Genomic DNA, 26828 nt, shown 5'->3' on the forward strand with positions numbered 1-26828 from the left:
CCGCCATGTTGCTGCAACGGCCCAAGCGAGGAGACTCCCGTGACAATGCTCGTCGAGCGCCTCGACTCGTCTGCCGCGCTGTCGCCCGCGAGCAACCAACGCGATCGCGAAACCGTTCAGTTTGCGCAGGCGGCCCTCGAAGCGGGCAAGAAGGAGGGCCTGCAACTCGCCGTGCGGGCGCGCTACATCGCGCTCGCCGTCATCGCCTGCCTGCTGCTGGCCATCAATCCGGCATGGGATCAGCTCTACTACTTGGCTTTGCTTAGCCTGTTCGCACTGATCGGCTGGGCCCAGGTCAGGGTTGGGAGGGTCGGCGTGTCGCGGTCGGAACTGGCCCTTTTGTTCTGCGACCTGGCGCTGCTCACATTCGTCATCGTCGTGCCGAACCCGTTTGGCACGTCGCATTGGCCGGTGGCGATGCAATACCATTTCGGCAATTTCATTTATTTCTTCGTCCTGCTCGCAGGGGCCACACTGGCCTATTCCTGGCGAACGGTGATCGCGGTCGGAACGTGGACCGCTGCGCTCTGGGCGATCGGCGCCGCCTGGGTGTGGTGGCAGCCTGATCGCAATCCCGCATTGACCGCGCGCATTGCGGACGCAGTGGGCAGCGATCACAGGCTGCTCGCGCTGATCTCGCCCGATGCGATCGGATTCGGCCTTCGCATCCAGGAAATCGTCGTCTTCCTGATTGTGGCCGTCACGCTGGCGCTCGCGGTTCGACGCAGCAATGATTTGCTGATCCGGCATGCTGCGGTGGAGCGGGAGCGAGGCAATCTTGCGCGCTACTTCTCACCCAACGTCGTGACGGAATTGTCGAAACACGATGAGCCTTTGAAGCAGGTACGCACGCAAGACGTCGCGGTGCTATTCGTCGACATCGTCGGATTCACGGCCTTTGCAGACGTGCGCACCCCGGAGGAAGTGGTGCGGACTCTGCGCGAATTCCACGGATTGATGGAGCGGGAGGTTTTCCGCCACGACGGCACGTTGGACAAATATCTCGGCGACGGATTGATGGCGACATTCGGCACGCCTTTCGCAGGCTCGAACGACGCCAGCAACGCGCTGCGCTGTGCCCAGGCCATGATCACGGCGGCGGACGATTGGAACGAACGACGAAAGGCTTCCGGCGAACCGTTACTGCGCGTGAGCTTTGGCTTGCATTACGGGCCCGCAGTGCTCGGCGATGTCGGGCAGACCTGTTTGGAATTCGCCGTGATCGGCGCGACCGTCAATGCGGCAAGCCGCCTCGAGGCATTAACCCGGGCGCTTGATTGCGCACTGGTGGCAAGCGACGATCTCGTCCGTCGCGCGAAGGCCGAGCTTGGCAGCGCAGCCGAAACGTTTCGGCCACTGACGGCGCGGGAGCCGCAGGCGGTCCGTGGAATTCAGCAGCCGATCTTGATCTGGACCCAGTCCCGCAACGCCTAGCGCGCCGATCGACATGACTGTGCGAGATACCCCAACGAAAAAGCCCGGCCGAACGGCCGGGCTTTTGATGGCTTGCAATCGACGTGGCGGGACGCTTACGCGGCCTCGTCGGCGACCGTGGTACCGTCGCCATTGGTCTCGTCGGTATCGCCCTCGGCATCCGTCTCGCCTTCGCCGTCGGCGGCTTCCGCCTTGGCGTTGGTACGACGAGGGCTCTTGGCGAGCTGGGCCTCGATTTCCTTGACCGCTTCGGTCTCGGTCGAGTGCTGCACCACCGCGATCTCGCGGGACAGACGATCGAGCGCAGCCTCATAGAGCTGACGTTCGCTGTAGGACTGCTCGGGCTGCGACTCGGAGCGATAGAGGTCGCGCACGACTTCCGCGATCGCGACGATGTCGCCCGAATTGATCTTTGCTTCGTATTCCTGGGCGCGGCGCGACCACATGGTGCGCTTGACGCGGGCACGCCCCTTGAGGGTCTCCAGCGCCTTCTTCACCAGCGCGGGTTCGGACAGCTTGCGCATGCCGACATTGGCGACCTTGGCGGTCGGAACGCGCAGCGTCATCTTGTCCTTGATGAAGTTGATGACGAACAGCTCGAGCTTCGCACCGGCGATCTCCTGCTCCTCGATGGCGAGGATCTGGCCGACGCCGTGAGCGGGATAGACGACGAATTCGTTGGCCTTGAAGCCCTGACGCTGGGTGACGACCTTCTTTTCCTCGACCTTCGGCGCAGGTGCAGCGGCCTTCACAGCCGGCTTGGCAGTGGCAACGGCGGCCTTGGCAGGGGCGGCAGCAACGGGGGCCTTCGGAGCAACGGGCTTGGCAGCGGGAGCCTTGGCGGCAGGCTTGACAGCAGCAGGCTTGGCAACGGTCGCTTTCGCGGCCGGTTTGGCAGTCTTGTTAGGCATTGCGCTTCTTTTGTTCTTCGAGGACTTTGCAGCCGGCGGCGCCTTGGCAGCGGCCCGACCCTTGGATGCGCTACGGCTGGCCGCGGCGACTTTTTTGGCCTCCTTATGGGAAGCCCTCGCTGAAGTACTCTTTTTACGCGTTTTCTGTGACACAGCCTGCGCGCGGAAACTGCCACGCCCCTGTTCGACATTTGGTTTCACGGGAACCCAACGGGGCCAACTGGGCTGACGGGGGGTTCAGCTTAATGTGCCCAATATAGCACATTTCCCGCAAAAATCAATGATTTAGGGGTCTTCAGGGCTGGTTTTCGACGCGGACGAAGGTATTAGGGTTAAGTTTGCGCCGGAATTTAGTCTCCAGAGCCGGGATTTTTAGAAAAATATTTCTCGAACTTGCCCGGCTGCCCGTCGAACTCTTCAGCGTCCGCAGGTGATTCTTTCTTCTGGGTGATGTTCGGCCAGCTCTTGGCGTATTCGGTGTTCACCTCAAGCCATTTTTCCAGGCCCGGTTCCGTGTCCGGCTTGATGGCGTCGGCCGGACATTCCGGCTCGCACACGCCGCAATCAATGCATTCGTCAGGATGGATGACCAGCATGTTCTCGCCCTCGTAGAAACAGTCGACGGGGCAGACCTCGACACAGTCGGTATACTTGCACTTGATGCAGTTTTCAGTGACGACGTAAGTCATCCAACGCTCCGAAAAGCTCTTTTAAAAGTCGCGGCTTGCGTAGCGCGGATGGCCCGGCGCTGCAAGATCAGGAACAGCCGATCATGACGGCTTTGCGCGATTGATCGACCAAGAAATGAACTCGAAGCGCAATTAATTACTCTTTGCGCTCACCGAGTTCCTCGTAGAGCACGCGCGCAGAAGCTGCATCGCCGCGGCGCTCGCTGAAGCCGGTCACCTTCAACACGCGCACGGTGCGATCGAGCGCGACGGTAACGACGTCGCCGATCTTGATCGCATGGCCCGGCGATTTCTCGCGCGTGCCGTTGATGCGGACATGGCCGGACTCGATGAGCTCAGCCGCCGAGGTGCGCGCCTTCACCACCCGCGCGTGCCACAGCCATTTGTCGAGGCGCTGCCGCTCGGTCGTGGGATCACTCCTTGCGACCGGAAAGCTGCTCCTTCAGCGCGGCGAGCTTTGCGAACGGCGAGTTCGGATCGGCGGGACGATCGCGCTCGCGCGGATTCGCGCTCGAGGCGTAGGGCCGCAGCGACGGACCGCCCTGACGGTCGCGGCCCTTGTCGCGATCGCGGCCCCTGTTGTCGCGGCCCTTGTCACGATCGCCGGCGAACTTCTTGTTGTCGCGGTTGCGATCCTTGTTGTCGCGATCTTTGCCCTGGAAGCTGCGGTTGCGGTCGTCGCGCCCTTCCGGACGCGGCGCGCCCTCGGCGCCACCTTCGCGCGGCTTGCGGAAGTCCCGCGCACCATCCCTGCGATGGCCGCCGCCATGACGATGGCGCTCGTTGCGCTTCTCGCCATCCGCGGACTGTGCGGCCTCGCCTTCAGCCGGCGCCGCAGCACCCGCTTCGGCGCCCGCCTGTTGCGGACGCTGATGGTGGCGCTGGTGACGATGGCGCTCGTGACGCGGCTTGCGATCCTCGTGACGACCACCGGGACGCCAGACTTCGACGAGCTCGGGCTCCGCGGGCGCGGCAGCAGCTTCAACAGGCGCGGCGGCATCGGGAGATGCGGCGGCTTCCGCTGCAGCGGTCTCGGCGGGAGCAGCTTCAACGGCAGCCTCCGCGGGTGCAGCGGCTTCTTCCGCCGGCGGTGCGATGCCGGGGGCATCTTCGGGCGTGACGGGCGCTTCGGGCGAGGCCTCGAACGCCGGCTCTTCGGGCGCGGGCTCGTCCTGCTGCTCCATGCCGGGGGCGTCTTCGACGGTCACCGGCTCGGCAGTGGCTTCGATCGCGGTATCCGCAACAGGCGCTGCGGCCTCCTCGGTCGCGGGCGTCTCGGCGGACGCCTCAGTCGCAGGCGTCTCCGCAGCCACAGGCGCGGCCGGCTTCGGCGGCAGCGGCGCGCGCTTCTCCATGCGATAGCCGAGCGCGCGCAGCACGGACGCGAAATCCTCGCCGGCGGAGCCGGTGAGCGAGGTCATCGCCTGCGTCACCACGAAGCCGCGGCCGTCGAATGCGCCGGCGGGCTTTTCGCCGGGCGAATTCTCGCGCCAGGCCAGCGCCGGGCGGATCAGATCGGCCAGACGCTCCAGGATGTCGACGCGCACGGCGCGTTCGCCGGCCTGCTTGTAGCCGAGCACGCGATAGGCATCGCGCGGCAGGGCCTTGTCGACCGGAAACGAGGTGCGCCCCGACGAGGCCAGATGCTGTGCGCCCGAGAGTGCCGACAGATCGACATTGTCCTGCTTCAGCGCCCACAACAGCGCAGCCAGTGCGCGCGCGGCGGGCTTCAGGATACCGGGGAAATAGATATGATAGGCGCCGAAGCGGACGCCGTATTTGCGCAAGGTCGCGCGCGAGGGCTGGTCGAGATCCTTCAGCTCGCTCGCGATCTTCGGGCGCTCGAGCACGCCGAGCGCCTCGACCAGCTGATAGGCGATGCCGCGGGCGATGCCCGTGACGTCCTCGGCCTTCGACAGCTCGAACATCGGCCCGAGCAGCTTTTCGATATGCGTCTTGAGCCAGAGGTCGAGCCGCGCCTGCACCTTCTCGCGGGGAGCGCCGGTCAGGCGCTCGTCCGAGATGATGCGGATGCGCGGATGCAGCGCCTCCTCTGCGGCAGTCAGTCGCGCCACCGCATCGCCGGTCCAGCGGATGGTGCCGTCCGACGTCAGCACGAACTGATCGTCAGGCGCGTTGCCCAGCTTTTCGGCGCGCGCATTGATCTCGCCGGCGAGCACCGCTTGCGCGGCAGCCTGCAAGGCTTTCGCATCGGAGCCGGCTTCCGCCGCATCCGGTGCAAAGGTGAAGCCGTCGAGGCGGCCGATGACATGGCCTTCGACGATGACTTCGCCGGTCTTGCCGATTTCCGTATTCAAGCTCGTGTTCTCCCGCAGGCGGCGCATCAATACACTGGTCCGGCGATCAACGAAACGCTCAGTCAAGCGTTCATGGAGCGCATCCGATAATTTATTTTCGACCTCCCGCGCGGTCCCTTGCCAGCGTTCGGGGTCTTTCAGCCAGTCCGGGCGGTTGGCGACGAAGGTCCAGGTGCGGATCTGCGCGATCCTGGCCGACAGCGTGTCGATGTCGCCGTCGACGCGGTCGGCCTGGTCGATCTGGGCCGCGAACCAGGAATCGGGGATGCAGCCCTTCTGCATCAGGAAGCCATAGAGCGTCGTCACCAGTTCGGCATGGGCGGCCGGCGACAATTTCCTGTAGTCGGGGACCTGGCAGGCCTCCCACAGCCGTTCCACGGCTTCCTTGCCATGCGCGATATCGCGCACCTCGACGTCGCGGGCGGCGTGGTCGAGTACGCGCATGTCCTCGGCGATCGGCGCCCGGGTCAGCGTGTCGTGCCCGGGGGCGAGGTTGAGCGAGACCTGCAGCGCGCCGAGCGAGGAGAAATCCAGCTTCGCGTTGCGCCATTGCAGCATCTTCACTGGCTCGAAGATGTGGTTCTGGAGCGCGTTCACGAGCTCCGGCTCGAACGGGCCGCAGCGGCCCGTGGTGCCGAAAGTACCGTTGCGCGTGGCGCGCCCCGCGCGGCCGGCGACTTGCGCGAACTCGGCCGGCGTCAGGCGGCGGAACTGGTAGCCGTCGAACTTGCGGTCGGAGGCAAACGCAACGTGGTCGACGTCGAGATTGAGGCCCATGCCGACGGCGTCGGTAGCGACGAGATAATCGACGTCGCCGTTCTGGAACATCTCGACCTGCGCGTTGCGCGTGCGTGGGCTGAGCGAGCCCAGCACGACGGCGGCGCCGCCATGCTGGCGCTTGATCAGCTCGGCGATGGCGTAGACCTCGTCGGCCGAGAACGCGACGATGGCGGTGCGGCGCGGCTGGCGCGTGATCTTGCGGTCGCCGGCAAATTCCAGCTGCGACAGGCGCGGCCGGGTGATCATGGAGACGCCGGGCAACAGCCGCTCGATGATCGGGCGCATGGTGGCTGCGCCCAGCAGCAGCGTCTCGTCGCGGCCGCGGCGGTTGAGGATGCGGTCGGTGAAGACGTGGCCACGTTCGAGGTCGGAGGCGATCTGGATCTCGTCGACGGCGAGGAAGGAGACGTCGAGATCGCGCGGCATCGCCTCGACGGTGGAGACCCAATAGCGCGGGTGCTTCGGCTTGATCTTCTCCTCGCCGGTCACCAGCGCGACCGCGTCCGCGCCGACGCGGGCGACGATCTTGTTGTAGACCTCGCGCGCCAGCAGGCGCAGCGGCAGGCCGATCAGGCCCGAGGAATGCGCCAGCATCCGTTCGATGGCGAGATGGGTCTTGCCGGTGTTGGTCGGCCCGAGCACCGCGGTGACGCCGGCGCCAGGCACGCGATCGGACGGCGCGCGCTCGGAAGCGTAGGGGGAGGAGGAAAAGGCCATGTCTGCCGGGTTAGGTAATGGCTGATGGGGGCGAATGTCAGGGCTATCTGGGGCGAAGGGATGCCGAGCTGTCATGCCCCGGCTTGCCGCCTTCGCTAAAGCTACGGCGGGCCGAGCACCCCCGCGGGCCTCGGCGTAGCCTTGGCGGAGCCGGGACCGGGGCATCCAGTACGCCGCGGCCCCGCCGGCTCAACCACAAACGCCTCGGCGTGCTGGATCGCCCGGTCAAGCCGGGCGATGACACCGACCGTGTGGGAGCAGCCTCCCCAAACCTCGCGCAACTGTCTCACTTTGCGACGCTTTTTCCTGTGCGCTTAAGCTTCGGAACGACTTGAGAACGAATCGCGGCCGAATCGCAGACTCCCCGGTGAGTCCTGTTACGTTCACGCAACATGTCGCGGGACTCTGATTTCCCTCGCACTAGATGGAGTTTTGGGCCGTCGCACAAGGGACGATTTGGTGACGGATTTCCTTAAGTTGGGGATGGCGCGGAGTCGAATCAGAATCGGGCAGGAGTCAAATGGATTCCCGGGATTTTTGATGCTGCAGCCCAGGCCCAAGAAAACAACCCCATGCACAGTAGGCAAGTCGTTGATATTGCTTACGACGCCCCTCCATTCGTCATTCCGGGGCGTCGCGCAGCGACGAACCCGGAATCCATGGCGAGACAAGCACTGCGGCCCGATGGATTCTCAGGTGCGCAATTGCGCACCATAGCTCGCGCCAAAGGGGCGCGCCCCGGAATGACGGCGGTGGGTGGAGCGCGCGGCCTAAGGCCCCTACTGCGTCTTCGCCACCCTTGGCGGCTGGGCTGTGGTGATGAAGCTGGTCGCTTCCAGCATCGCAGGGCCGAGCGGCGTCGGAACCTTCAGCCAGAACGGCACCAGGATGCGCGTGCCCGCGATGGGCGCGAACGCGATCTCGATGTTGCGCTGGGCGGAGAGATATTTGATCACGGGGCGATCGGGGATGTAGCCGGCGACGGGCACGAAATAGAGCGCGCAGACCACGACCGGGCCGTGATAGCCCTTCTCGGCCTTCACGGTCTCCATGCGCTTGAAATCGAGCTTGAGCTCGTAGCGCATGCGGCCGTCGAACACGGGCGCGCTGCCGTGGCAGGCCTCCGGCGATAGCGGATCGCCGGTGCCGGGGACGCGCACCAGCGAGGCCGTCATCGGATCGAACACGCCGCGCCGATGCGCGTCCGTGACGACGATGCGGTCAGGATCGACCGGCGGCTCCGGCACGATGCCGAACTCCTTCACATTGCCCTTGTCGAGGGTGATGTGGATCTCTTCGGTCTTCTTCGAGGTGGTGGTGGAGGCCTGGTAGGCCGAGGCGACCAGCACGCCGTTGACGACGCGCCCTTGGCTGGCGCCGGTGCCGGACCCGCCCGCGAAGGATTTCAGGAGGCCTGACGTGCCGCCGGAAGCGGCCGCCGAGAACACGTCGTCCTGGATATCGATGTTCCAGGCGCCGCGGCCGACCGGAATGCCGGACAAGGTCGCCTCATACTGCGCCTCGAGCTTGCCTTGCGCCGCTGCAGGCGCAGCCCCCCAAACCAATCCTCCCCACGCCAGCACCAGGGCGCCGACAGCGGCCAAGGCCGGCCTGCCGGCCGACCGCAGCCGGGGCGAGAAGAGGGGAAACGTGTGCACGAGACGATCCGATCGGGAAGCGTGTGGTTGTTACTTAAGCCGGTTGCTGCGCGAAGCAATGCTTGCAGGCGTCAGAAGCCGGGAACCCAGCGGACTATTCGGCGGCGATTGCGCCCTTTATGTGATGGTAAGGGGTTTTAAACATTGCCGTTTTGATGATTGGGGAATGCGTCAGGGGCGCACACCTTACCCGCCCATTCCGCTGTCATACCCCGCGAAAGCGGGGTATCCAGTACGCCGGGACGGATCTGGTGGGGACGAGCTCCCAAACGAAGGCCTCTGGGATACTGGATCGCCCGGTCCCGGCTCCGCCAAGGCTACGCCGAGGCCCACGGGGGCGCTCGGCCCGCCGTAGCTTTAGCGAAGGCGGCAAGCCGGGCGATGACACCTGTTGTGGGGCACGAACCCCGCCCCAAATCCTTGACTACCCGCCCCTTCCCCCCTATACGTCCGCCCGCTCCCTGCAAGGACGAAAGAATTTGCCCCCGTGGCGCCCCGAATGGCGGCCGCAAGCATTGGGGGTTTAGACGGAAGGATTTTTGCCATGTCTCGCCGCTGCGAACTGACGGCCAAGGGCCCCCAGGTCGGCCACAAGGTCAGCCACTCCAACATCAAGACCAAGCGCCGCTTCCTGCCGAACCTGGTCAACGTGACCTTCATCAGCGAAGCCCTGGAGCGCAACGTGCGCCTGCGCGTCTCCACCAACGCGGTGAAGAGCGTCGACCACAATGGCGGCCTCGACGCCTTCCTGCTCAAGGCCAAGGCCGACGTGCTGTCGCCGCGCGCCCTCGAGCTGAAGCGCGCCATCCAGAAGAAGGTCGGCGACGCGCCGGTCAAGAAGGCCAGCTAAGAATTTCCTGATTGGGCGGGGGCTAGGTTGCGTCGCGTGGCGTAGGCTTAGCCAGTAGAGTTTTGCGTTGCGGCCGGATCGGAAGGTCCGGCCGTTTTTGTTGTTGTATTACTCGCTTAAAAGTAACTATCTTGAATTTCTTCAATTAATGTTTGCAGGCACGAATCGATACGTTGGAGTTTTTAGGTGCCACTGAGTTTGTTGAAGTTCGTGCGGTTCGTCGTTCCAGCCGCGCTAATGCTTCTCTATGCTAAGTTCCTCGGACAGTTGACCGGGCTTTGGTCTACCACGCTTCCAGACTTCGAAAAGTCGACGTATCTCCCAATCGTGGTCATTCCCGCTGCCCTCTACTATGTCACGCCGCTTCGCAAATGGACGAACGCATATCATCACAAGCGCGTCGTCGAGCGACTGCGCGAGGGCCTCGTCAAAATCACCGGATATCCGGATCAGAAGGATCGATACACTTGGAAAAAGCTGCGACCGCTCTTCTTTAGCTTGATCGACAGCGACGAGAGTCTCAAACAAAAAGCAAGCTTGGCCTACGCCAATGGCGTCATATGGACCTCGTGTGCGGACTCCACGATCTTAGCCCTGCTATTTTTTCTCGTTTCAATGCTGCTCTTCTATCTGAAGATCGAAGAAGCTTTCCCGGCGGGTATGGTTTTTGTTTTAATTGCGGTCGTCTCCTTCGCAGGCTCTCTTGTAAGCACCTCTCGTCAAATCGGAATCGGTGCAGAGCAGCTCGAAGTGATCGACCTGAAATACAAGTCCGAGGTCGAGAAGCGGCTAAACGCTCTTGATAAATGACCCGGTACTCCTCTCAATCGAAATGACTGCTGAGGCAATACGCGCCAGAAGCACAGCACACTGGATCATCGCATTCTCCGGCGGAAAAGACTCGTCTGCTGCACTAAAGATTTTTCTCGCGGCGTACCGTCGCACGAAGGTCAGACTGTCTCGAATAACCCTGATCTATTGCGATACCGGCGTCGAGAATCCGGTGCTGGACGTCTATGCCAAGGCATTTCTCCAACAGGCCGAGCAGGAATTCGCTCAGCTTGAGCTATCGATCAAGATAGAGCTACTCAAAGCTCCAATTCCTGATCGCTTCTTCGTCCGAATAATAGGACGTGGATACCCGCCGCCCACCAATAGCTTCCGATGGTGTACGACCGGATTGCGGATAAAGCCCGTCTCGGAATTCATCGCGAAACAGAACCCAGACGACACAGTCGTCGTCCTGGGTTTGAGGCAGTCTGAAAGCAGACAGCGAGATCGCGCACTGGCTTTGAGTGCCAATCTCTATTGGCAGAAACAGCGAGAGGGCAAAGGGGATTATGACCTTTTTCTGCCTATTGTGGAGATGAGTGTGCCGGAGGTATGGGATGCCATCTTCGGCCTATCTCTTCCGACGGCATTAGATAGGTCTGCTTTGGAAGCACTATACCGCGGAGCATCAGGCGAATGCCCCGTGATCAAAGCTCCAACTGCTCCGCCCTGTGCTTCGGGCAGATTTGGATGTTGGACCTGCACAGTAGTTCGGAAAGACAAATCAGCAAGCGAGCTAATAAAATCTGGACATTCTCAGCTAAAGCCATTCCTGGCATTTCGAGATTGGCTTGCAGAGTTTCGCAATGATCCAGCTAATCGATGGAAGACAAGACGTAACGGGAGCGCCGGATTGGGCCCATTTACGATCGATGCCCGTAAGGAGATTCTCAAGAGAGTCGACTCGCTTGAAGATTTATCTGGAACGACAATCATCGACACTGAGGAACGCGGTGTTATTGCCTCTCTCTGGACTATGGACCATTTTGCTCGCTTGGCCTTCAGGCGATAGATTAAAGATCGAACAGTTCAAGCCCGCAGACGACCTTGAATGACTTGAGCACCGCTGACGCGCAACCGGCGGCTAGCCCTCGAACTGCGTCCCGTGATACTTGCCTCCCGCGCAGGCTTCGATCTGCTCTCGCAGGCGGATGAACTGGGCTTCACGCTCATCGGGCCTGATGCGTATGCCGCGCTCAAGGTCGTCGAGCGGGGAGTGTCGAGATCGCGCAGGGAACCTCGTGGGGGCCGTCCTGCATAGAGAACTAGACGATCAAACGACGTTGCCGCGGATCAAACAGCCAAGCGTATCCAGCGACCGCCTGCTTCGACACGACGACCTGCTGTCCCCGTACTAATACCACCTCAGCGAAGGTCCTATTGATCTCGCGCACTGGTTGCGCTTGGGTCGAGTTTTTCCGGCTGGGGATCTTCTTATGCGTTATTTGAGCGTGGCGGTCTTTGCGACCGCGCTTGCTGGCTGCGCTTCTTCATCATCTGACATCACGGCTACTTACGTCTCGCCGGTGCAGTATCAACAATACAACTGCCAACAACTCTCGCTCGAGGCGCAGGCGGTGTCCGCCAGAGCCGCGACACTCTCCGGAGCCCAAGACAGTCAGCGCACCAAGGATCAGGTTGCGACAGGTGTTGCTGTCGTCATTTTCTGGCCCGCGGCGTTCCTGGTCGGCGGTGATAAACAAACCGCCGCCGAACTTGGGCAGATGAAGGGACAAATGGTTGCGATTGAGCAGGCCTCGATCGCAAAGAAGTGCAACATCCAGTTCCAGGGCAAGCCGCAAGAGCCACCGAAGTAGGCTCCCCCTACCCCCGAAAATCAATGCTCCGCAGCACGATGCCCGGCGGCGAGCCTTCGAACTCCGTCGCCTGATACTTGCGTCCCGCGCAGGCTTCGATCTGCTCGCGCAGGCGGATGAACTGGGCTTCGCGCTCGTCGGGCCTGGTGCGCATGCCGCGCTCGAGATCGTCAAGCGCCGAGGTCGAGATCGCGCAGGCGATCTCGTGGGGGCCGTCCTGCATCGAGAACTGGACGATGCCGCGGTCCTGTTCGTGGCCGATATAGCGGCCGGGGGTGAGCTTCATGGGTTACTCCTGCTAAGCGGGGTCTCCGCGACACGGTGCAAACTCGCCGCGCTGTCGTCCTGGCCTAGTGCGCAATTGCGCACGGGGGCCAGGACCCATTGCCCCGGTCGGTGTTGTCGAAGCACGATGTGGCACACGTCTCCGCAACAATTCGCTTCGGTGGTTATGGGTCCTGGCTTTCGCCAGGACGACGGCTGTTTTCAATTCGCACACCTGTTTTCAATTCGCGCACCTATTTCCACGCGCACGCTTTCGCCGGGAAGACAGCTGCGCGCACCTGCGTCCACGGGCACAGCATCGCCCGGGGCGCGTCGGCCTCTCCCACGAGCGGGAGAGGCGGGCAACGCGCGCCGCCGCGTCTGCCTTCAATCGTCGCCACCGAGCCTCGCGAAATCGTCGAACAGCGCCGTCACCAGCGCGTGGTGCCGCGTGTCCTCGCCGGGGAGGCGCGCGGCGTAGAGGTTGAGCAGATGGCGTGCCTTCACCGCGGCCTCGGACCACGAGGCGGAGGGCGCCGCCATCATGCGCTCTTCGAGATCGGACTCGCGCTCGCGCAGCTCCCTGACATGGGCCTCGACGACGGCGATCGCCCGGCGCAGATCCGTCGCCTTCTGTGCGGCCATGCCGCGATGGCTGTCGAGATCGACCGGGACATCCGTCATGACGCGACCTTTGCGTTGGTGGCTTGCACGTCTTGCGCCTGCGCGTCTTTGGTCTGTGCATCCTGGGCCTGGGCGTCGGCAAGATCGACCGAGCCGATCGATAGCATCTCCGTCATGCCGTGCCCGCCTTCGGCCGGCACCGTGATCATGGTGGCGACGCGGCGCCAGACCGCGAACGACAGGCCCTCGATCATCTCCTCGTCGGTGACGACCTCATAGGCGCCCGCGGGCAGCAGGCGATCGATGCCGCGGATGCGGAACGGATGGTTGAACGTGATGGTTTCGCGTCGCGAGCGGATGGACATGCATGCCTGCCTTTCGAAAGGTGGGTGCCCCAACCGACGCTGCTGCGGCCGGAGCATGGGCGCATCGCGCGGCAATAGCCAGCACTATCGCCACGATGCGCGCGCGCGAGGGTGCGGCGTTTCAGCTGTCGCCGCCGAGCCTTGCGAAATCGTCGAACAACGCCGTCACCAGCGCGCGGTGGCGGGTGTCCTCGGCGGGAAGGCTTGCGGCGTAGAGGTTGAGGAGATAGCGCGCCTTCACCGCGGCTTCGGCCCAGGAGGCGGCGGGCACGGTCATCAGGCGGTTTTCGAGATCGGCCTCGCGCTCGCGCAGCTGGCGGACATTGCTCTCGACCTCGGCCAGCGCGCGGCGCAAATCGGTCGCCTTCTGCGCGGCCATGCCGCGATGCTTGTCCAGATCGACGGGAACATCAGTCATGGGCCGCGACCATGCGCTCAATGGGCGGCAATAGCCAGCGCTATCGCGTTTTAGTCCTCGCTATTGGCATGACGCGGGCGTAGGGTCGCGTCCATCACCGCATCTTCCGCTACGGCATCGACCGGTGACTGAGGGTCACGTGCGCTCCCGCCGGGATACCAGTCATGAGGGCACGACGCGCGTCGTGCTCGCGCAGGAGCATGCGATGCCGCGACTTGCCGCCTCGGAATGGATCTTTCCACGCATCGACGCCGCATTGTTCCTGCTGCTTCTCGTTTGCATCGCGACCCTGTTCCATGGCTAGGCCCGTCCGCGTGCCCTATCTGATCTGGGCGACCGGCGAATCTGGCACCGCCAATCACGGCCGCAGCAACGCCACCGTGGCGCTGCGGCTGGCGCGGAAGCTGCAGCGCGACGGCTTCGTGGACGTGCGCGTCTGCACGCCGCGCGGCCGCGTGCTGCAATCGGACGAACTGGACGAACTCAAACCTCCAAAGGAGCTTGATGCCATGGCCAAGGGACAGCAACGCGGCAACCGCGAAACCAAGAAGCCGAAGAAGGACAAAGCCAAGGTGATCGCCGCCGCGCCGAGCCGCAAGGACGCGGTGTGGCAGCCGGATTTCGGCCCGGGGAAGAAGAAGTAGCGTCCTTTCAGAAAGCGACGTGCGCTGACCCTCCCTGGAGGGGTCCGGGACGAGCGTAGCTCGCCCGAGGGTCGGCTCACATCGAGCGCAGCGAAATGTGAGACGGGGTGGGGTGACGGTCCCTCCGCGACGACCACTGCCCGCGTCGAGAGATCACCCCACCCCGCTCGCGCTGCGCGCGATCGACCCTCCCCCTCCAGGGGAGGGTAAGTATCCCCTCGTCTCCCAGCCGCCCGGCATTTGCGCTATACTCGCCCCGGTAGCATCACCCGGAGGCGCACCCCGTGGAGTATCAAGCAAAACCCGAGCCGAAGAACCTCGTCGTCTGCTGTGACGGCACCGGCAACGAGATCTCGGAAAACATCTCCAACGTCCTGAAGCTCTATCGCTGCTTGCGCAAGACCGGGAAGACGCAGCCGCGGCAGATGGTGTTCTACGATCCCGGCGTCGGCACGGTGACGGAGCCGTCGACCTGGAACAGGTGGAAGTCGAACATCAAGCTGGTGCTGGGTCTGGCCACCGGCTACGGGCTCGATGACAACGTACTCAGTGCCTATTGCTTCCTGGTCGAGAATTACGCGCCCGGCGACAAGATCTACCTGTTCGGCTTTTCGCGCGGCGCCTATACGGTGCGCGTACTGGCGGGGCTGATCCACAAGATCGGGCTGATCTCGCCGGAGCAGGCGAACCTCGCAGGCTCGGGCCTCGTCGCCTACAAGCAATATTCCGGCACCGGGCGCGGCAACGACATCGAGGACGTCAAGGACATCGCCGTCGACGACCAGGGGCCGCTGCCGAAGGACGCATTCGACCTTGCCGCGCAATTCGCGCGCATCACCTCGACGCGCTGGCCGACCATCCACTTCATCGGCGTCTGGGACACGGTGGCGAGCGTGATCGTGCCGCGGCGCGACGTGTTCTTCCTGGTGTTCAGCCTGGAGGAGCTCGCCTTCACGCTTGTCAACCCCAGCGTCAACATCTTCCGCCAGGCGATCGCGATCGACGAGCGGCGCTGCATGTTCCGCCTGAAGGCGTATGACGAACCGCAGGACTATTGGCGCAACCGCTACGTGCCCGACGAGAAGAAGGTGCCGCAGGATATCCTGCAGGTGTGGTTCGCCGGCGTGCATTGCGACGTCGGCGGCGGCTATCCCGAAGAGACGAGCGCGGAGTCGAAATATCCGCTTGTGTGGATGATCGACGAGGCAACCAAAGCGGGGCTGCATTTCAACACCAGCACCGTGAACCAGCTCGCCTGGGGCCACGACCGCAAGAACTCGCCGTTCAAATATGTCGCGCCGGCGTACACCCCCGAGAAGGGCCCGCTGCACGATTCGATGAGCGCGGCCTGGCGCGTGCTGGAATATCTGCCGAAGCGCGCGACCTACAAGGAATGGCCCGACAGGAAGGTGTGGTGGGGCTGGTACATTCCGGATTGCGAGCCGCGCGTCATCCCCGAGGGCGCGCATGTGCATGAGAGCGTGGTGAAGCGAATGGAGGCGGACGCTGGATATCGGCCGGTGAATTTGCCGAAGACCTATGTGACGGTGCCGATGCCGGTGGCGCCGGGGTCGGATCTGCCGACGGAGAGCGTGAGCTCGCTACCACCCTCCCCTGGAGGGCCCCCTGGAGGGGGAGGGTCGGCTCACATGGAGCGCTAGCGGAATGTGAGACGGGGTGGGGTGACAGTCTCTCCTCACATGCACTGCCCGTGTTGCGAGATCACCCCACCCCGCTCGCGCTGTGCGCGATCGACCCTCCCCCTCCAGGGGAGGGTGGCACCCCGTTACCGCCGTTTTCTCCGTTCGCCGCCACTTTTCATTAAAATTCTCCCGCCCGCCTTAGCCTGATCGCAGAGACTCCGCGCCATCATTGCTCCCCAAGCCCACCGCGTTGTCCGCGGTATTGGAGGAGAGTGCCAATGCATCCGCGTCGACATGCCCGTGTGAAACCTGCCGGCCTGGTCTCCCGCCAGGCCAAGATCATCACCGACCCGCGCGCGCCCGTGATCGTCTGCACGCTGATCGACTATTCGCCCGGCGGGGCCTGCGTCGATCTCGGCGGACAGGTGAAGATCCCCGACCGGTTCGAGCTGTTGCACGTCAACACCAGGAAACGCTGCCGCATCGCCTGGAAGCGCGGCTCGCGGGTGGGCGTGGTGTTTTAGGGGGCGCTGGTCGCCACATACTCGCTGTCGTCCCGGCGAAGGCCGGGACCCATACTCCGCAGCAAAAGTTGTGGTGCGAACTGGTCATTATCAGCCTTCGCCGAATTCAATTCGGTGGTTATGGGTCCCGGCCTTCGCCGGGACGACGGCGGAATTCTGGGCGACCTCACGCCTTCCGCATCCGCGCCTTCGCCCCCGCGACGATCTGCATCGCGACGCCGCCGATCCAGCCGGCGAACACCAGCCAGGTCAGCGCGTCGTGCGGATCGAGGCGGAGCACGATGACGGCGACGGACACCAGCGCTGAAAGTGTGGCGCAGAGCGTGCCGGCGGAGCTCAGCAGCTCGGCGGCATCGATCTGGCTGTGCGCGTCGTCGAAGGGCAACTGCGGCGTGTCGATGCCGAGATAGAAGCCGACGATGCCGAGCAGCATCATGAGCAGCAGAAAGCCTTGCGTGGTGAGCGCAGGAATAGCCGATCCGACATAGGCGCCGACGAACAGCCCGCACGCGGCGCCCGCCATCGCGAGGCCCAATCGTTCGAAAATGTGCGCCGTCTTGCGAACGCCAAACCGCATGGCGCACCTCCGTGATGCCCAGGATGGATGGAGGTTAGGCCCATTTCGGCCGGGGTGGAAGGTAAGGAGAGTTACGGATGCGTGAGGTTACATGATGACGAGGCGCTCTCCGTCATCGCCGGGCTTGTCCCGGGCATGACGCCTCGGGTCGCGGCATCAAGAACGTGGATGCCCGGGACAAGCCCGGGCATGACGACCTGTTGCGAATTTGGCGGCGAACAAGCTACCGCGCCCCGAACGTGGTCTTGCCGAACAGCGCCTTCTGCGTCGAAGGCTGCGAGCGCCAATATTGCGGCGGGGCTTCGACTTCGCCGCCGACTTCCGCGGCGGCGTGCCAGCCCCAGCGGGGATCGTAGAGCATGCCGCGGGCGAGCGCGACCATGTCGGCCTTGCCCGATGCGACGATCTCCTCCGCGTGCCTGGCTTCCGTGATCAGGCCGACCGCGATGGTCGGCAGGCCGGTCTCGCGGCGGATGGCATCCGCGAACTGGACCTGATAGCCGGGGCCGAGCGTGATCTTCTGCAGCGGCGAGACGCCGCCGGAGGAGGCATCGATCCAGTCGACGCCGCGCGCCTTCAGCGCTTTCGCAAATTCGATGGTCTGGGCGAGATCCCAGCCGCCCTCGACCCAGTCGGTCGACGAGACCCGCATGCCCACGGGCTTGTCGTGCGGGAACACGGCGCGCACCGCCTCAAAGATCTCGAGCGGGAAGCGCATGCGGTTCTCGAGCGAGCCGCCATATTCATCGGTGCGCCTGTTCGAGATCGGCGACAGGAATTGATGCAGCAGATAGCCGTGCGCGCCGTGCAGCTCGATCGCGTCGATGCCGATGCGCTCCGCGCGCCTCGCGCTATCGACGAACGCCTCGCGGATCCGCTTCAGGCCCGCGCCATCAAGTGCGAGCGGCGCCGCCTCGCCGTCCTTGTGCGGGATCGCCGACGGCGCCACCGTCTGCCAGCCGCCCTGGTCGAGCGGAATGAGCTGGCCTCCGTCCCAGGGCCGCGCGCTGCTCGCTTTGCGGCCCGCATGGGCGAGTTGCATCGCGATCGCGGTCGACGAATGCTTGCGCACGGAGGTGAGGATCTGCTTCAGCGCGGCCTCGGAGGCGTCGCTGTAGAGCCCGAGACAGCCCGGCGTGATGCGGCCGATCGCCTCGACATGGGTGGCCTCGATGCAGAACATCGACGCGCCCGACAGCGCCAGATTGTTGATGTGGGTGAAATGCCAGTCGGTGGGAACGCCGTCTTCGGCCGAATACTGGCACATCGGCGACACCACCACGCGGTTCTTCAGCGTCAGGCCGCGCAGCTTGATCGGGGAAAACAGGGCGCTCATGCAAGGGAATCCGAAAGATGGAGGGATGGAAGCAATTGCATGAAGTGTAGGTGGGCGAACGGCGGATTGCGAGATGCGCGAGCGGCATGGCGGATCGCGGGGCCATGCATGCGGAGCGGCGCGCCTACTGCGAATCCTCGAACTTCCCCGGCTGCGGCTTGCCCATCCGGATCCTGCCGTCGGGCAGAATCTCGCCATCGGCCTCGGCCGAGAACTCGATGAGGTTGCCGCCACCATCGCGCTTCGACACCTTGCCGAGCGGACCCAGCCTGTCGGCGAGCCTGGTGTCGTCGGCGACGAACACGCGATAGTCAGTGAGATGGAAGCGGCGCGGCGCGAGCCAGGTGAATTGCGGAATGGACGAGCGCATGTCGAGGTCGCTGGCGGCATCGACGGTGCGGCCGGCGACGTCGCGGAACAGGTCCGGCCCGTCGATCGGCTTCGCAGCTTTGCCGCCAACGGCGTAGATGTTCAGCGTGACGATGTGGCGCTCGCTGCGAAACGACACCGCGAGGTAACGCGAATCCGCCGACCACGCGGCGTGGAACGCATCCGGGGCCGAGTCCAGGATGTTGTCGTCGTTGACGTTGTCGAGCGTCATCAGCTTGCGATGCCCCGGCTCCGCCATCAGGTAGATGCGGAAATTCTCCGAGCCGGCATCGCCCTCGCCATGCGCCGCAACGGAGAGCTTTCCGTTCGGCGCCTTGCCGCCGAGAATGATGGCGTATTCGCCCTTGCCGTATTTGTGCTCGGCCGTCGCCAGCGCCGGCGAGACGGCGAGTGCGAGGAGCAGGGCGAGGATGGCGCGGCGATGCGGCATGATGGTGTGTCGGCACAGGGGGCGCCGACGTTCAATCTACTCCACCAGCGTGAACTGCAACAGCAGCGTGCGCTGGAGCAGCGAGAAATTATCGTCCGACACCATGGTCAGCACGGTCTCGCCGTCGGCCGTGACGTGGGCGTCGATGCCTTCCATGTTGTCGACCTCGTGGCCGAGATCGGCCCGGAACAGCTCGGGGCCGTCGACCAGCGCACCCGGCGCGATCGATTTGAGCTGTAACGCGCGGATGCGGATGTCGATGCCGGTGAACCAGGAGAATTTGCGTTCGAGGATCAGGAGCTCGCCGGAGGACAGCAGCACGGCGTCGCTGATGTCGAACTTCTCGGTGCGGCGCACCGCGAACTGGCCAGGCGACGGGCCGCCGATCAGGAAGGCGACCAGATTGCCGTCGGCATCGAGCCCCCGCTCGGACAGCGCGATCAGCGTGCCAGCGAGCGGCTGGCCTTTCGGCACGAACACCAGCGCCTCGAGCCCCTTGTTGACCGGCAGCTTGCGGATCGCAGAAGGCGAGGCGATCACCTCGCCGCGGGCGCGCGTGCCGCCCCTGGCAAAATCGAAGCGCATGATCTGGTTGACGCGCTCTAACCCGACATAGACGAGCGAGCCGTCGCGCGCCAGCGACTCGGTATCGTACCAGAGCCGCTTCTCCGTGATCGGGCGGCCCTCGCTGTTCAGCATCGGCGCGGCCTCGACGTCGTCGAGCCCGGTCATCCTGCCGTCCGCATAGCGGATCTGACCGGTGAACCAGGTGCCTTGATCCGACAGCGCGAGAAAGCGCTCGCCCTTGTCGTCGAGGAAGCGGAAGCCGGACAGGCCGCCGAAGCCGCGATGCGGCGAGGTCAGGACGAGGCCGCTGCGATATGCTAACTGCCCGAAGCGCACGCGCGAGCGGTCGCGCGGCTCGAAGAACGGAATCGGCCGCGCATTGACCTCGATGCCGACGGGTTCGTTGACGGCGTGTTCGGGCTGCGTCTGTTTTGGCGAGGATTGCGCGTGCGCAAGCCGGGGAGCCAGGAGAGTGGAAAATCCCGCCGCCGCGTGGCTGACGAAGCTGCGGCGGGATTGACGGGTGCTCACGAATGCAATTTGCGTCGCGGGCGACCGGCCGGCTGGGTTGGCGCCGTGTTGGTCTCGCTGAAGAGTTCGGCGAGCTTCTCGGTGATGGCGCCGCCGAGCTCTTCGGCGTCCACGATCGTCACCGCGCGGCGATAGTAGCGCGTCACGTCATGGCCGATGCCGATCGCGATCAGCTCGACCGGCGAGCGGGTCTCGATCTCCTCGATGATGTGGCGCAAATGCCGCTCGAGATAGTTGCCGGGATTGACCGACAGCGTGGAATCGTCGACCGGCGCACCGTCCGAGATCATCATCAGGATCTTGCGCTGCTCGGACCGGCCGAGCAGGCGCTTGTGCGCCCAGTCGAGCGCCTCGCCGTCGATGTTCTCCTTCAGCAGGCCCTCGCGCATCATCAGGCCGAGATTTTTCCGCGCGCGACGCCACGGAGCATCGGCCGACTTGTAGATGATGTGGCGGAGATCGTTGAGGCGGCCGGGATTGGCCGGCTTGCCGGCGGCGAGCCACGCCTCGCGCGATTGCCCGCCCTTCCAGGCGCGCGTCGTGAAGCCGAGGATCTCGACCTTGACGCCGCAACGCTCCAGCGTGCGCGCGAGAATGTCGGCGCAGGTCGCCGCGACCGTGATCGGACGACCGCGCATCGAGCCGGAATTGTCGAGCAGCAGCGTGACGACGGTGTCGCGGAAGGTCGCTTCCTTCTCGTGCATGAAGGACAGCGGGTGATGGGGATCGGTCACCACGCGCGACAGGCGCGCAGGGTCCAGGATGCCCTCTTCGAGATCGAACTCCCAGGCGCGGTTCTGCTGCGCCATCAGCCGGCGCTGAAGCCGGTTGGCGAGGCGGGCGACGATGCCCTGCAGATGCGCGAGCTGCTTGTCGAGATAGGCGCGCAGGCGCTCCAGCTCGTCATGGTCGCAGAGGTCTTCGGCGGCGATCACCTCGTCGAATTTCGGCGCGAAGGCGTGATATTCCGGCCCGCGCGGCTCGTTCTTGCCGTGCGAATTCGGACGCGTCGCCTCGCCCGGCGTCTCGTCGTCGCCGAGCTCGCCGTCGTCGAACGTATCCGACGTCGAGGCCTGGGCGCTTTCCATCGCGCTGTCGCTCATCTCCTCGCTGGAGGCCTGCGCCTGGTCGGCGCTCATCTCCTGGGCGGCGTCGGAATCGGGCGAGCCCTCGGCCCCGGACTGATCGTTGTCGCCGTCCTGGTTGTCGTCGTTGTCTTCGTTCTCTTCGCTGTCGGCGCTGCGCTCGTCGCCGAGCTCGAGCGCGGTCAGCAAATCATGCACGGCGTCGCCGAACCTGGTCTGATCCTCGACGAGGTTGTCGAGCCGGTCGAGCCGCTTGCCGATCTTGTCTTCGAGAATCGGACGCCAGAGATCGACCATCTTCTTCGCGGCCGCAGGCGGCGCGAGACCCGTCAGGCGCTCGCGAACCAGCATCGCCAGCGCATCGGCCAGCGGCGCGTCGGCGCGGTCGGTGATCTCGTCGAACTTGCCGCGATGAAAGTGATCGTCGAGCATCGCGGTGAGGTTTTTCGCAACGCCCGCCATGCGACGCGCGCCGATCGCCTCGACCCGGGCCTGCTCGACCGCCTCGAACACGCCGCGCGCCTGCGGATTGCCAGGCATCAGCTTGCGATGCAGCTTGGCGTCGTGACAGGCGATCTTGAGCGCGATCGAATCGGCGTGGCCGCGCACGATCGCCGCATCGCGCTTGGTCATTTTGCGCGCGGGCTCCGGCAGACGCGCCTTGCCCGGCGCGAGACCGGGACGTTCGGCCGCGAAGGAGACATCGAGCTCGGGCGATTTCGCGATCGCCTTCAGGCAGGCCGCCACCGAGCGCTTGAACGGCTCGGTCGGGGCTTCCTTGGTGTTGCGGAATTTGGAGTTGGAGGTGGTCATCTGACCCTATCTGTCGTCCCGGCGAAGGCCGGGACCCATAACCACCGGCCGCTCTTGTGTCAGGAAACTATCTGCGACGTTCAATCGAAAGATCACGCGGTATGGGTCCCGGCCTTCGCCGGGACGACATGCCGAGAGCTCAGCTCAGCGCCACGTTCACCGATGATTCCGGCAGCTCCGCGTTGAAGCAGCGCTGGTAGAACTCGGCGACCAGCGGGCGCTCGAGCTCGTCGCACTTGTTCAGGAAGGTGACGCGGAAGGCGAAGCCGATGTCGCTGAAGATGTCGGCGTTCTCGGCCCAGGTGATCACCGTGCGCGGGCTCATCACCGTCGACAGATCGCCATTGGCGAAGGCGTTGCGGGTCAGGTCAGCAAGCCGAACCATCTTGTTGACGATGTCGCGGCCCTCCGGGGTGCGATAGTGCTTGGCCTTCGCCAGCACGATCTCCACTTCCTCGTCGTGGCTGAGGTAGTTGAGCGTGGTGACGATTGACCAGCGGTCCATCTGGCCCTGGTTGATCTGCTGGGTGCCGTGATAGAGGCCCGATGTGTCGCCGAGACCAACCGTGTTCGCCGTGGCGAACAGCCGGAACGACGGGTGGGGCTTGATCACCTTGTTCTGGTCGAGCAGCGTCAGGCGGCCGGAGACCTCCAGCACGCGCTGGATCACGAACATCACGTCCGGGCGGCCGGCATCGTATTCGTCGAACACCAGCGCGACGTTGCGCTGCAGCGCCCAGGGCAGGATGCCGTCGCGGAATTCGGTAACCTGTTTGCCGTCGCGGACCACGATCGAATCCTTGCCGACGAGGTCGATACGGCTGATGTGGCTGTCGAGGTTGACACGGACGCAGGGCCAGTTGAGGCGGGCGGCGACCTGCTCGATATGGGTGGATTTGCCGGTGCCGTGATAACCGGTCACCATCACGCGGCGGTTGCGCGCGAAGCCGGCAAGAATGGCGAGCGTGGTGGCACGGTCGAAACGATAGTCGGAATCGACTTCAGGGACGTGAGGATCGACTTCGGAATAGGCCGGCACTTCGAGATCGCTGTCGATCCCGAACACCTGGCGCACCGACACCTTCATGTCGGGCAAACCGGAAACTTCCTCAACTTTGGACAGGGCGGCGGTCGTCATCAATCCTCCGAGGCCCCGGGCGATCCCGAGACCAGTTATTTGCACGTTGGCTGCGGCTGGGTGCGTCTGCGAACGTATCAGAGACAAGTGGCGGGCAGAAGCCCACGCGCCAATCAAAGTTCCGTTGTCTTTTCATTTAGATAGGCAAGGAACGCGATTTTTGGAAGGCTGCAATGCAAATCCCGCCCAAATTTCGCCCCGGACAGCCGCCCCGCCCAGGCGAATGGCACTTTCCGCGCCTCTCCTTACTTATGTAAGGGTCTGAACCCGATCGCTCCAGCCCGCTACAGAGACCTCGTGACGTCTTTCCTTGATCCCCTGATATCGTTCGTTTCGGCCAATGCTTGGCTGGCCTATCTGACCCTGTTCCTGGCGGCGCTGCTCGAAGCGGTCCCGGTGGTGGGCTCGGTGATCCCAGGCTCGACGATCATCCTGGCGCTGAGCGCCCTGGTTCCGGGCGGCGAACTCAAACTGCAATGGGTGCTGCTGGCCGCTGCACTCGGCGCCGTGCTCGGCGACGGCTCGGCCTACTGGATCGGGCACCGGCAGCAGCGCGAAATCCTCAACACCTGGCCGCTGACCAGATATCCGCGCGTGGTCGAGGAGAGCGAGACCTTCTTCCACCGCTTCGGCGCCTGGGCTGTGTTCTTCGCCCGCTTCGTGCCGCCGATCCGCGCTTTCGTACCTGTCACCGCCGGTGCGCTCGGCATGGAGCCCGCGCGGTTCTACGCGATCAACATCCCGGCCATCCTGTTCTGGGCGCCGGCGCATGTGCTGCCGGGGGTGCTGGCGGTGTCGGCCTTCCACCAATATTTGGGGGTGCCGCACGAGGGGCATATGGGCAAGCACATGTGGATTCTAACTGTGATTGCGGCGGCGATCCTCGGCGGGCTCGGCGTCTGGCTCTATCGCCGCCGGCAGAATGGCGTCGGTATCGCGGCGGCGGCAAAGCCGCCGGCGTAAGCTCTTACCCTCCCCTGGAGGGGGAGGGTGGCAACGCGCTTCGCCGCTTACACCTCTTCAGGCCTTCGACTCGACGCCGCCCGCCCTTCTCCCCGGTGCCGGCCCCACATATCTCGCCCGCGGCCGGATCAGCTTGCCGAACTGCAATTGCTCGCTCGCATGTGCGATCCAGCCGACGCTGCGGGCCATGGCGAACAGCGCGAGCTCACTGCCTCCAGGCAGGCGCAGCGCGTGCACGAGCACGGCGAGCACATAGTCGATGTTGACGAACTCGCCGGTCGCCTCCGCGATACGCGCGGGCACCTCTTTGGTGAATTTGCGCGGCGCGCCGGCGCGGGCCAGCGCATTGAGCAGCGATTGCGCGCGGGGATCGCCGCGCTTGTAGACGCCGTGGCCAAAGCCCGGAAAGCGCTCGCCGAGCGCCACGCGCTCGCGCACCATGGGCTCGACGTCGCGGTCGACCAGCGTCTTGACGAGCTGCGAGGCCAGCACGCCGGCACCGCCGTGCCTCGGTCCCTTCAGCGCGGCGAGGCCTGCAATCACCGAGTCATAGAGACTGAGCCCGGTCGAGGCCGCGCAGCGCGCGGTGAAGGTCGAGGCATTCAATTCATGATCGGCGAGCAGCACCAGCGCGCGGCGGATCAAATCAGGCGCATGCTTGTTGTCCGGCGCCCAGGCTTGCGCGATCTGCCGGTGCAGCGGCGAAGGCGACGGCTCGGCGTTGAGCATGGTCGCGACCAGCAGCCGAACGATGCGCGCGCCAACCAGTGCGCGACCATCGGGTGCCCGGGTGAAGGCGCGCGAATCCGCGCTGGTCGCAAGCGCCAGCACCGCGATGGCGCGGTCGATCGGCGCGGCGCGGCGCGCGGCCTCCGCGATCGCGCGCATCTCGTCCGAGACCACTGGGCAATTGTCCGGCGCAAAGGGATCGACGCCGGAAACATCCCACAACAGCGTTGCAGTGTGCTCCAGCGTGTCGCTCTCGGCGAGATCGACGCAATTGACGCCGCGATAGATCGGTCCGTCCTCGGTGATGGTCGAAATCTCGGTGTCCATCACCGGCAGATCGGCGTCGAAGCTGCGCAGGCCGCGCGGCTCCGGCGACGGCACCCGGCGCTCCTTCAGCGCGCGGACGTCCTCGGCCCGGTAGCGGTTCTTCCGTGAATCCGGCGTCGGCTCGGAGCGGATCAGGCCCCGGCTGACATAGGCGTAGAGCGTGGCCGGCGAGATCGCGAGCTCGGCCGCGGCTTCCCGGGCAGAGAGGTAGAGCTCTTCGGAATTATTCATATTGATTTATGTAATCAAGATTGATCAATCTGTCGAGAGGCCCGATTTTTCTCCTGGTGCAGTGCAAAGGAGATTTGGGCCATGAACATCCACCTCACCAAAAGCCAGATCGGACTGGACGGCGTTCCCGCGGCCGAAACCGTGCTGAGCCATGTCGATGGCGAACGCGGCGAACTGATCATCGCCGGCGAGCATGTCGGCCGCCTCGCCGCCGTCTCGAGCTTTGAGGGCGTCACCGCGCGGCTCTGGAATGGCGCAACCCAGGGCAGCTTAAACGAAGCCAATGTGCGGGCGAGCCTGGGCGCGGCGCGCGAGCGCGCCTTCGCGCGGCTGGACGACCTGCTGCCGACGACGCGCGGAATGGGTATCGTCGACGGGTTTCGCGCGGCCGTCGCGGGCTTGCGCGCCGAACACGGGCTCGAACATGAGGCGACGATCGTAGGCGCCTTCCCGGTGATCGCGGGCGCACTGGTCCGGCGCGCGAAAGGGCTCGACCCGGTCGCGCCCGATCCGACCGTGAGCCACGCCGCCGATACGCTGCGCATGCTGCATGGACGCACGCCTGCGACGCGCGAGGTCACGGCGCTGGACGCCTATCTTGTCACTGCGAGCGACCACGGCATGAATGCCTCGACCTTCACCGCGCGCGTGGTGGCCTCGACGCAAGCCGATCTGTTCGCGGCAGTCACCGCCGGTTATTGCGCGCTGACCGGTCCACTGCACGGCGGCGCGCCGGAGCCGGTGCTGGAAATGCTGGACGCGATCGGCTCGCGCGAACGCATCCAGCCCTGGGTCGATGCGGCGCTGGCGCGCGGCGAGCGGATGATGGGTTTTGGCCACCGGGTCTATCGCGTCCGCGATCCGCGCGCCGACGTGCTCAAGACGGCGGTCGAGGCGCTCGCCTCCAACGGCACCGATTTGCCGTTTGCCGGCGAGGTCGAGGCCTATATCCGCGCAGCGCTGCGCAAGAAGAATCCGGAACGGCCGCTGGAGACCAATGTCGAGTTCTTCACCGCCATCCTGCTCGATGCGCTCGCCATTCCGCGCCAGGCGTTCACGCCGATCTTCGCGGTGGCGCGCTCGGCCGGATGGACCGCGCATGCGCGCGAACAGCAGCGGACGGGGCGATTGATCCGGCCGAGTTCGTCGTATGTGGGGGCGATGCCGAAGGCTTCCTGAGCGGTAGCAAGAACACGACAGCGGAGCCATTCACTCCGCTGTCGT

At 64.6% G+C, this 26828-nt stretch carries 26 protein-coding genes and 1 pseudogene; 11 read left to right on the forward strand and 16 right to left on the reverse strand.

The window, feature by feature from the left end:
- Positions 1-45 precede the first annotated feature (45 nt).
- Positions 46-1434: an adenylate/guanylate cyclase domain-containing protein gene (locus JQ621_RS20835; RefSeq protein WP_249125442.1), complete on the forward strand. Its 1389-nt coding sequence runs from the start codon at positions 46-48 to the stop codon at positions 1432-1434.
- Between the two features lie 95 nt (positions 1435-1529).
- Here the strand turns inward: JQ621_RS20835 and JQ621_RS20840 are convergent, their stop codons facing one another.
- From JQ621_RS20840 to JQ621_RS20860, 5 genes and pseudogenes are all read right to left on the reverse strand, one after another.
- Complete coding sequence (locus JQ621_RS20840) at positions 1530-2345, reverse strand: CarD family transcriptional regulator (protein WP_212236541.1); 816 nt, start codon at positions 2343-2345, stop codon at positions 1530-1532.
- A 350-nt stretch (positions 2346-2695) separates the two neighbouring features.
- A complete protein-coding gene (gene fdxA, locus JQ621_RS20845; RefSeq protein WP_212236542.1) occupies positions 2696-3034 on the reverse strand; it encodes a ferredoxin FdxA in 339 nt (112 codons plus the stop codon).
- A gap of 136 nt (positions 3035-3170) precedes the next feature.
- A pseudogene (locus JQ621_RS20850) lies at positions 3171-3437 on the reverse strand (RNA-binding S4 domain-containing protein); the annotation flags it as partial.
- Positions 3438-3447: 10 nt separating this feature from the next.
- Positions 3448-6849: a helicase-related protein gene (locus JQ621_RS20855; protein ID WP_212236543.1), complete on the reverse strand. Its 3402-nt coding sequence runs from the start codon at positions 6847-6849 to the stop codon at positions 3448-3450.
- Positions 6850-7628: 779 nt separating this feature from the next.
- Positions 7629-8453, reverse strand: a complete 825-nt coding sequence (locus JQ621_RS20860) for a DUF3108 domain-containing protein (protein ID WP_212236627.1) — start codon at positions 8451-8453, stop codon at positions 7629-7631.
- A gap of 598 nt (positions 8454-9051) precedes the next feature.
- Between JQ621_RS20860 and rpmB the strand changes: the two genes are divergently transcribed.
- From rpmB to JQ621_RS20880, 4 genes are all read left to right on the forward strand, one after another.
- Positions 9052-9357: a 50S ribosomal protein L28 gene (rpmB, locus tag JQ621_RS20865; protein WP_212236544.1), complete on the forward strand. Its 306-nt coding sequence runs from the start codon at positions 9052-9054 to the stop codon at positions 9355-9357.
- Between the two features lie 186 nt (positions 9358-9543).
- Positions 9544-10167, forward strand: coding sequence for a hypothetical protein (locus tag JQ621_RS20870; protein ID WP_212236545.1), 624 nt, complete (start codon positions 9544-9546; stop codon positions 10165-10167).
- Positions 10168-10189: 22 nt separating this feature from the next.
- On the forward strand, positions 10190-11200 hold the full coding sequence (locus JQ621_RS20875) for a phosphoadenosine phosphosulfate reductase domain-containing protein (protein WP_212236546.1): 1011 nt from the start codon (positions 10190-10192) through the stop codon (positions 11198-11200).
- A 424-nt stretch (positions 11201-11624) separates the two neighbouring features.
- Complete coding sequence (locus tag JQ621_RS20880) at positions 11625-12005, forward strand: hypothetical protein (RefSeq protein WP_212236547.1); 381 nt, start codon at positions 11625-11627, stop codon at positions 12003-12005.
- A 7-nt stretch (positions 12006-12012) separates the two neighbouring features.
- Here JQ621_RS20880 and JQ621_RS20885 read toward each other — a convergent pair whose 3' ends face one another.
- The 4 genes from JQ621_RS20885 to JQ621_RS20900 all read right to left on the reverse strand — a co-directional run bounded on the left by JQ621_RS20885 (position 12013) and on the right by JQ621_RS20900 (position 13676).
- Entirely contained in the window at positions 12013-12291 is a 279-nt protein-coding gene (locus JQ621_RS20885; RefSeq protein ID WP_212236548.1) for a DUF1488 family protein, read from the reverse strand.
- 365 nt (positions 12292-12656) lie between these two features.
- The gene (locus JQ621_RS20890) at positions 12657-12953 is read right to left on the reverse strand and encodes a hypothetical protein (protein ID WP_212236549.1); all 297 of its coding nucleotides are present in this window, start codon (positions 12951-12953) and stop codon (positions 12657-12659) included.
- A complete protein-coding gene (locus JQ621_RS20895; protein ID WP_212236550.1) occupies positions 12950-13258 on the reverse strand; it encodes a hypothetical protein in 309 nt (102 codons plus the stop codon). Before JQ621_RS20895 ends, JQ621_RS20890 begins: the two co-directional genes overlap by 4 nt.
- Positions 13259-13379: 121 nt before the next feature.
- Positions 13380-13676, reverse strand: a complete 297-nt coding sequence (locus JQ621_RS20900; RefSeq protein WP_212236551.1) for a hypothetical protein — start codon at positions 13674-13676, stop codon at positions 13380-13382.
- Positions 13677-13815: 139 nt separating this feature from the next.
- Between JQ621_RS20900 and JQ621_RS20905 the strand changes: the two genes are divergently transcribed.
- From JQ621_RS20905 to JQ621_RS20920, 4 genes are all read left to right on the forward strand, one after another.
- Positions 13816-13980, forward strand: a complete 165-nt coding sequence (locus JQ621_RS20905; RefSeq protein WP_212236552.1) for a hypothetical protein — start codon at positions 13816-13818, stop codon at positions 13978-13980.
- Complete coding sequence (locus JQ621_RS20910) at positions 13973-14320, forward strand: hypothetical protein (protein WP_212236633.1); 348 nt, start codon at positions 13973-13975, stop codon at positions 14318-14320. Before JQ621_RS20905 ends, JQ621_RS20910 begins: the two co-directional genes overlap by 8 nt.
- Positions 14321-14604: 284 nt before the next feature.
- Complete coding sequence (locus tag JQ621_RS20915; RefSeq protein ID WP_212236553.1) at positions 14605-15981, forward strand: DUF2235 domain-containing protein; 1377 nt, start codon at positions 14605-14607, stop codon at positions 15979-15981.
- Between the two features lie 260 nt (positions 15982-16241).
- Positions 16242-16487: a PilZ domain-containing protein gene (locus JQ621_RS20920; protein WP_212236554.1), complete on the forward strand. Its 246-nt coding sequence runs from the start codon at positions 16242-16244 to the stop codon at positions 16485-16487.
- Between the two features lie 166 nt (positions 16488-16653).
- Here JQ621_RS20920 and JQ621_RS20925 read toward each other — a convergent pair whose 3' ends face one another.
- The 6 genes from JQ621_RS20925 to cobS form a co-directional block, all read right to left on the reverse strand.
- Complete coding sequence (locus tag JQ621_RS20925; protein ID WP_212236555.1) at positions 16654-17064, reverse strand: hypothetical protein; 411 nt, start codon at positions 17062-17064, stop codon at positions 16654-16656.
- Between the two features lie 223 nt (positions 17065-17287).
- On the reverse strand, positions 17288-18400 hold the full coding sequence (locus JQ621_RS20930) for an NADH:flavin oxidoreductase/NADH oxidase (protein WP_212236556.1): 1113 nt from the start codon (positions 18398-18400) through the stop codon (positions 17288-17290).
- A gap of 124 nt (positions 18401-18524) precedes the next feature.
- Complete coding sequence (locus tag JQ621_RS20935) at positions 18525-19220, reverse strand: hypothetical protein (RefSeq protein WP_212236557.1); 696 nt, start codon at positions 19218-19220, stop codon at positions 18525-18527.
- 36 nt (positions 19221-19256) lie between these two features.
- Positions 19257-20318: an esterase-like activity of phytase family protein gene (locus JQ621_RS20940; protein ID WP_212236558.1), complete on the reverse strand. Its 1062-nt coding sequence runs from the start codon at positions 20316-20318 to the stop codon at positions 19257-19259.
- Entirely contained in the window at positions 20315-22216 is a 1902-nt protein-coding gene (gene cobT, locus JQ621_RS20945; RefSeq protein ID WP_212236559.1) for a cobaltochelatase subunit CobT, read from the reverse strand. The genes JQ621_RS20940 and cobT overlap by 4 nt, the downstream gene beginning before the upstream one ends.
- A gap of 139 nt (positions 22217-22355) precedes the next feature.
- Positions 22356-23354 (reverse strand): cobaltochelatase subunit CobS, encoded by a 999-nt coding sequence (gene cobS / locus JQ621_RS20950; RefSeq protein ID WP_212236560.1) that lies wholly within the window; start codon positions 23352-23354, stop codon positions 22356-22358.
- A 297-nt stretch (positions 23355-23651) separates the two neighbouring features.
- Here cobS and JQ621_RS20955 point away from each other — a divergent pair, with 297 nt between their 5' ends.
- On the forward strand, positions 23652-24317 hold the full coding sequence (locus JQ621_RS20955; RefSeq protein WP_212236561.1) for a DedA family protein: 666 nt from the start codon (positions 23652-23654) through the stop codon (positions 24315-24317).
- 57 nt (positions 24318-24374) lie between these two features.
- Here the strand turns inward: JQ621_RS20955 and JQ621_RS20960 are convergent, their stop codons facing one another.
- Positions 24375-25604, reverse strand: a complete 1230-nt coding sequence (locus JQ621_RS20960; protein WP_212236562.1) for a citrate synthase family protein — start codon at positions 25602-25604, stop codon at positions 24375-24377.
- 81 nt (positions 25605-25685) lie between these two features.
- On the opposite strand from JQ621_RS20960, the gene JQ621_RS20965 reads away from it, so the two are divergent.
- On the forward strand, positions 25686-26783 hold the full coding sequence (locus tag JQ621_RS20965; RefSeq protein ID WP_212236563.1) for a citrate synthase/methylcitrate synthase: 1098 nt from the start codon (positions 25686-25688) through the stop codon (positions 26781-26783).
- Positions 26784-26828 lie beyond the last annotated feature (45 nt).

The sequence above is a fragment of the Bradyrhizobium manausense genome, assembly GCF_018129685.1.
Lineage (GTDB): Bacteria > Pseudomonadota > Alphaproteobacteria > Rhizobiales > Xanthobacteraceae > Bradyrhizobium > Bradyrhizobium manausense_D.

Coding starts and splice junctions, on each gene's coding strand:
- JQ621_RS20835 (WP_249125442.1), top strand. CDS start 46: ATGCTCGTCGAGCGCCTCGACTCGTCTGCCGCGCTGTCGCCCGCGAGC.
- JQ621_RS20840 (WP_212236541.1), bottom strand. CDS start 2,345: ATGCCTAACAAGACTGCCAAACCGGCCGCGAAAGCGACCGTTGCCAAG.
- fdxA (WP_212236542.1), bottom strand. CDS start 3,034: ATGACTTACGTCGTCACTGAAAACTGCATCAAGTGCAAGTATACCGAC.
- JQ621_RS20855 (WP_212236543.1), bottom strand. CDS start 6,849: ATGGCCTTTTCCTCCTCCCCCTACGCTTCCGAGCGCGCGCCGTCCGAT.
- rpmB (WP_212236544.1), top strand. CDS start 9,052: ATGTCTCGCCGCTGCGAACTGACGGCCAAGGGCCCCCAGGTCGGCCAC.
- JQ621_RS20875 (WP_212236546.1), top strand. CDS start 10,190: ATGACTGCTGAGGCAATACGCGCCAGAAGCACAGCACACTGGATCATC.
- JQ621_RS20880 (WP_212236547.1), top strand. CDS start 11,625: ATGCGTTATTTGAGCGTGGCGGTCTTTGCGACCGCGCTTGCTGGCTGC.
- JQ621_RS20885 (WP_212236548.1), bottom strand. CDS start 12,291: ATGAAGCTCACCCCCGGCCGCTATATCGGCCACGAACAGGACCGCGGC.
- JQ621_RS20890 (WP_212236549.1), bottom strand. CDS start 12,953: ATGACGGATGTCCCGGTCGATCTCGACAGCCATCGCGGCATGGCCGCA.
- JQ621_RS20895 (WP_212236550.1), bottom strand. CDS start 13,258: ATGTCCATCCGCTCGCGACGCGAAACCATCACGTTCAACCATCCGTTC.
- JQ621_RS20900 (WP_212236551.1), bottom strand. CDS start 13,676: ATGACTGATGTTCCCGTCGATCTGGACAAGCATCGCGGCATGGCCGCG.
- JQ621_RS20910 (WP_212236633.1), top strand. CDS start 13,973: ATGGCTAGGCCCGTCCGCGTGCCCTATCTGATCTGGGCGACCGGCGAA.
- JQ621_RS20920 (WP_212236554.1), top strand. CDS start 16,242: ATGCATCCGCGTCGACATGCCCGTGTGAAACCTGCCGGCCTGGTCTCC.
- JQ621_RS20925 (WP_212236555.1), bottom strand. CDS start 17,064: ATGCGGTTTGGCGTTCGCAAGACGGCGCACATTTTCGAACGATTGGGC.
- JQ621_RS20930 (WP_212236556.1), bottom strand. CDS start 18,400: ATGAGCGCCCTGTTTTCCCCGATCAAGCTGCGCGGCCTGACGCTGAAG.
- JQ621_RS20935 (WP_212236557.1), bottom strand. CDS start 19,220: ATGCCGCATCGCCGCGCCATCCTCGCCCTGCTCCTCGCACTCGCCGTC.
- cobT (WP_212236559.1), bottom strand. CDS start 22,216: ATGACCACCTCCAACTCCAAATTCCGCAACACCAAGGAAGCCCCGACC.
- cobS (WP_212236560.1), bottom strand. CDS start 23,354: ATGACGACCGCCGCCCTGTCCAAAGTTGAGGAAGTTTCCGGTTTGCCC.
- JQ621_RS20960 (WP_212236562.1), bottom strand. CDS start 25,604: ATGAATAATTCCGAAGAGCTCTACCTCTCTGCCCGGGAAGCCGCGGCC.
- JQ621_RS20965 (WP_212236563.1), top strand. CDS start 25,686: ATGAACATCCACCTCACCAAAAGCCAGATCGGACTGGACGGCGTTCCC.